At 52.1% G+C, this 5031-nt stretch carries 1 tRNA gene and 2 rRNA genes; all 3 read left to right on the top strand.

The features are described 5' to 3' along the window. The first annotated feature begins 154 nt into the window (after nucleotides 1-154). The 3 genes from C231_RS0107430 to C231_RS0107420 all read left to right on the top strand — a co-directional run bounded on the left by C231_RS0107430 (nucleotide 155) and on the right by C231_RS0107420 (nucleotide 4954). A 16S ribosomal RNA gene (locus C231_RS0107430) occupies nucleotides 155-1702 on the top strand. An 83-nt stretch (nucleotides 1703-1785) separates the two neighbouring features. Beyond that, nucleotides 1786-1858, top strand: a tRNA-Ala gene (locus C231_RS0107425). Between the two features lie 186 nt (nucleotides 1859-2044). Further along, a 23S ribosomal RNA gene (locus C231_RS0107420) occupies nucleotides 2045-4954 on the top strand. The 16S and 23S rRNA genes sit together here with 1 tRNA gene alongside, the layout of an rRNA operon. Nucleotides 4955-5031: the final 77 nt, after the last annotated feature.

Here is a 5031-nt window from a genome sequence, read left to right as displayed (position 1 = left end):
ACGCAGGCATAGATCTTTGAAAACTGAACAAAGTAATACAACCAAATTGTGCAAGGGTCTTTTGAATATTCCATTCATTAGACACCAACCAAAACCAAAACATTAATTTTGAGCAATCAAACCTTTGGGATGAACAGTGTTCATCCCCTCATTAAAAATTGAGAGTTTGATCCTGGCTCAGGACGAACGCTGGCGGCATGCCTAATACATGCAAGTCGAACGATGAACTCTCTGCTTGCAGAGAGGGATGAGTGGCGGACGGGTGAGTAACACGTGGGAAACCTGCCCATGAGAGGGGGATAACATGCGGAAACGGATGCTAATACCCCATACCTTTCACACCACGCATGTGGTGTAAAAGAAAGACGGCGAAGCTGTCGCTCATGGATGGTCCCGCGGCGCATTAGCTTGTAGGTGGGGTAACGGCCTACCTAGGCGATGATGCGTAGCCGACCTGAGAGGGTGACCGGCCACACTGGGACTGAGACACGGCCCAGACTCCTACGGGAGGCAGCAGTAGGGAATCTTCCACAATGGGCGCAAGCCTGATGGAGCAATGCCGCGTGAATGATGAAGGTCTTCGGATTGTAAAGTTCTGTTGTTAGCCAAGAACTCCCACCAAGTCACTACTGGTGGACTGACGGTAGCTAACCAGAAAGCCCCGGCTAACTACGTGCCAGCAGCCGCGGTAATACGTAGGGGGCGAGCGTTGTCCGGAATTATTGGGCGTAAAGGGAGCGCAGGCGGTGCGATTAGTCTGATGTGAAAGCCCACGGCTTAACCGTGGAATGGCATTGGAAACTATCGTACTTGAATTCAGAAGAGGAAAGCGGAATTCCATGTGTAGTGGTGAAATACGTAGATATATGGAAGAACACCAGTGGCGAAAGCGGCTTTCTGGTCTGAAATTGACGCTGAGGCTCGAAAGCGTGGGGAGCAAACAGGATTAGATACCCTGGTAGTCCACGCCGTAAACGATGAGTGCTAAGTGTCGGAGGGTTTCCGCCCTTCGGTGCTGGAGTTCACGCATTAAGCACTCCGCCTGGGGAGTACGGCCGCAAGGCTGAAACTCAAAGGAATTGACGGGGACCCGCACAAGCGGTGGAGCATGTGGTTTAATTCGAAGCAACGCGAAGAACCTTACCAGCTCTTGACATCTGATGCATACCCTAGAGATAGGGGAAGTCCTTCGGGACATCAAGACAGGTGGTGCATGGCTGTCGTCAGCTCGTGTCGTGAGATGTTGGGTTAAGTCCCGTAACGAGCGCAACCCTTGTGATTAGTTGCCAGCATTCAGTTGGGCACTCTAATCAGACTGCCGGTGATAAATCGGAGGAAGGTGGGGATGACGTCAAGTCATCATGCCCCTTATGAGCTGGGCTACACACGTGCTACAATGGATGGAACAACGAGTAGCGATCCCGCAAGGGTCAGCAAATCTTTCAAAACCATTCTCAGTTCGGATTGCACTCTGCAACTCGAGTGCATGAAGCCGGAATCGCTAGTAATCGCGGATCAGCATGCCGCGGTGAATCCGTTCCCGGGTCTTGTACACACCGCCCGTCACACCACGAGAGTTCGTAACACCCGAAGCCGGCGAGGTAACCCGCAAGGGAGCCAGCTGTCGAAGGTGGGATGGATGATTGGGGTGAAGTCGTAACAAGGTAGCCGTATCGGAAGGTGCGGCTGGATCACCTCCTTTCTAAGGAGCATAACGCATTAGAAAGTACCGGAACTTGCGCAAGCGTGTTACTTTGTTTAGTTTTGAAGGATGTATGCCAGAAAGGGGCTTTAGCTCAGCTGGGAGAGCGCCTGCCTTGCACGCAGGAGGCCATCGGTTCAATCCCGATAAGCTCCATCGCACCCTGGAGAAGGGGTGTGTATTTGTTCTTTGAAAACTGGAGAGTTGATTCAACGACATTGAAACATCAATGAAGAAACGAAACAACACCGAGAAACACTCTAGAGGTAACTCTAGAGTCGAGTCTATTTACTCAAGAAGTAGAGTAAACCAAAAAAACGCTATAAATACCCTTAACCGTAAGGTTAAGTGAACAAGAGCGCACGGTGGATGCCTTGGCACTAGGAGCCGAAGAAGGACGGGACGAACACCGATATGCTTCGGGGAGCTGTAAGTAAGCGATGATCCGGAGATTTCCGAATGGGGCAACCTCTTATCCTTGATCGGATAAGATCTTTTTCCTGAATCTATAGGGAAGAAGAGGGAAGACCTAGCGAACTGAAACATCTCAGTAGCTAGAGGAAAAGAAAGCAACAGCGATTTCCACAGTAGCGGCGAGCGAACTGGAAAGAGGCCAAACCTTTCTGCTTGCAGGAAGGGGTATGGACTCCAGAAGTGGATAGAAGCCATTAGTCGAACCTCCTGGGAAGGAGGGCCAAAGCAGGTGACAGCCCTGTAGACGAAAATGAAATCTACCCCGGAGTATCCAGAGTACGGCGGAGCACGTGAAATTCCGTCGGAATAAGGGAGGACCTTCTCCCAAGCCTAAATACTCCCTAGTGACCGATAGTGAACCAGTACCGTGAGGGAAAGGTGAAAAGCACCCCGGAAGGGGAGTGAAAGAGAACCTGAAACCGTGTGCTTACAAGCAGTCAGAGCCCGTTAACGGGTGATGGCGTACCTTTTGTAGAATGGACCGGCGAGTAATGATTTCATGCGAGGTTAAGCGGAAGAAGCGGAGCCGCAGCGAAAGCGAGTCTGAAGAGGGCGCAGAGTATGAAGTCGTTGACCCGAAACCAGGTGACCTATCCATGTCCAGGGTGAAAGTGCGGTGAAACGCACTGGAGGCCCGAACCCACGTATGTTGAAAAATGCGGGGATGAGGTGTGGATAGCGGAGAAATACCAATCGAACTTGGAGATAGCTGGTTCTCTCCGAAATAGCTTTAGGGCTAGCCTCGGAGGAAGCAACATGGAGGTAGAGCGACTGTTTGGATGAGGGGCCCATCCCGGGTTACCGAGTCCTGATAAACTCCGAATTCCATGGATGCATATCCGGGAGTCACACTATGGGTGCTAAGATTCATAGTGGAAAGGGAAACAGCCCAGACCGTCGGCTAAGGCCCCCAAATTCTTGTTAAGTGGAAAAGGATGTGGGGCTGCATAGACAACTAGGATGTTGGCTCAGAAGCAGCCATCATTTAAAGAGTGCGTAATAGCTCACTAGTCGAGTGGCCCTGCGCCGAAAATGTACCGGGGCTAAACAAGATGCCGAAGCCACGGATAGAACCGTAAGGTTCTATGGTAGGAGAGCGTTCTAAGGGCGAAGAAGGATGACCGAAAGGACATGTGGAGCGCTTAGAAGTGAGAATGCCGGTATGAGTAGCGAAACACGGGTGAGAATCCCGTGCACCGAAAGACTAAGGTTTCCAGGGGAAGGCTCGTCCGCCCTGGGTTAGTCGGGACCTAAGCTGAGGCCGAACGGCGTAGGCGATGGACAACAGGTGGAGATTCCTGTACTCGTAAAGCGTGATTGAGCGATGGAGTGACACAGGAGGCCGAAGATGAGCGCACGGTTGGAAGCGTGCGTCCAAGCCACGAGTTTGAGGGAGAGTGAAATGCTTTTTCTCAGAGAATGAGTGGTGACGGGGAGGGAAGAAGAGTACCGAAGCATCAACGTCACACTGTCAAGAAAACCTTCTAGCGAGCACTTTACGACCCGTACCGCAAACCGACACAGGTAGTCGAGGAGAGTATCCTAAGGTGAGCGAGAGAACTCTCGTTAAGGAACTCGGCAAAATGACCCCGTAACTTCGGGAGAAGGGGTGCTGACGATGTCAGCCGCAGTGAATAGGCCCAGACGACTGTTTATCAAAAACACAGGTCTCTGCAAAATCGAAAGATGAGGTATAGGGGCTGACACCTGCCCGGTGCTGGAAGGTTAAGGGGACGAGTTAGTCGCAAGACGAAGCTCTGATCTGAAGCCCCAGTAAACGGCGGCCGTAACTATAACGGTCCTAAGGTAGCGAAATTCCTTGTCGGGTAAGTTCCGACCCGCACGAAAGGTGCAACGATCTGGGCACTGTCTCAACGAGAGACTCGGTGAAATTGTAGTACCTGTGAAAATGCAGGTTACCCGCGACAGGACGGAAAGACCCCGTGGAGCTTCACTGTAGCTTGATATTGATTGTCGATACGTTATGTACAGGATAGGTAGGAGCCGAAGAACTCTGGACGCCAGTTTAGAGGGAGGCAGCGGTGGGATACTACCCTTAACGTATGGCCAGTCTAACCCGCGACCCTAACCGGGTCGGGAGACAGTGTCAGGTAGGCAGTTTGACTGGGGCGGTCGCCTCCCAAAATGTAACGGAGGCGCCCAAAGGTTCCCTCAGAATGGTTGGAAATCATTCGGAGAGTGCAAAGGCAGAAGGGAGCTTGACTGCGAGACCCACAAGTCGAGCAGGGACGAAAGTCGGGCTTAGTGATCCGGTGGTACCGAAAGGAAGGGCCATCGCTCAACGGATAAAAGCTACCCCGGGGATAACAGGCTTATCTCCCCCAAGAGTTCACATCGACGGGGAGGTTTGGCACCTCGATGTCGGCTCATCGCATCCTGGGGCTGTAGTCGGTCCCAAGGGTTGGGCTGTTCGCCCATTAAAGCGGTACGCGAGCTGGGTTCAGAACGTCGTGAGACAGTTCGGTCCCTATCCGTCGCGGGCGCAGGAGATTTGAAGAGAGCCATCCTTAGTACGAGAGGACCGGGATGGACACACCGCTGGTGTACCAGTTGTTCTGCCAAGGGCATGGCTGGGTAGCTATGTGTGGACGGGATAAACGCTGAAAGCATCTAAGCGTGAAGCCTCCTTTAAGATAAGATCTCCCATTCCGAAAGAGGAAGTAAGACCCCTGAGAGACGATCAGGTAGATAGGTGGGAAGTGGAAGCATCGTAAGGTGTGGAGCGGACCCATACTAATCGGTCGAGGACTTAACCACTACGCGTAAGGGAAAGCGCGGTGTTGACGAAGTCGTGTTGAAGCAACGCTCTAGTTTTGAAAGAACAACGTTCTTTT

The sequence above is a fragment of the Allofustis seminis DSM 15817 genome (assembly GCF_000374325.1).
Taxonomy (GTDB): Bacteria; Bacillota; Bacilli; order Lactobacillales; family Carnobacteriaceae_A; genus Allofustis; species Allofustis seminis.
Note: the sequence above shows the minus strand (reverse complement) of the source record. Positions and strands in the feature narration are given on the sequence as shown.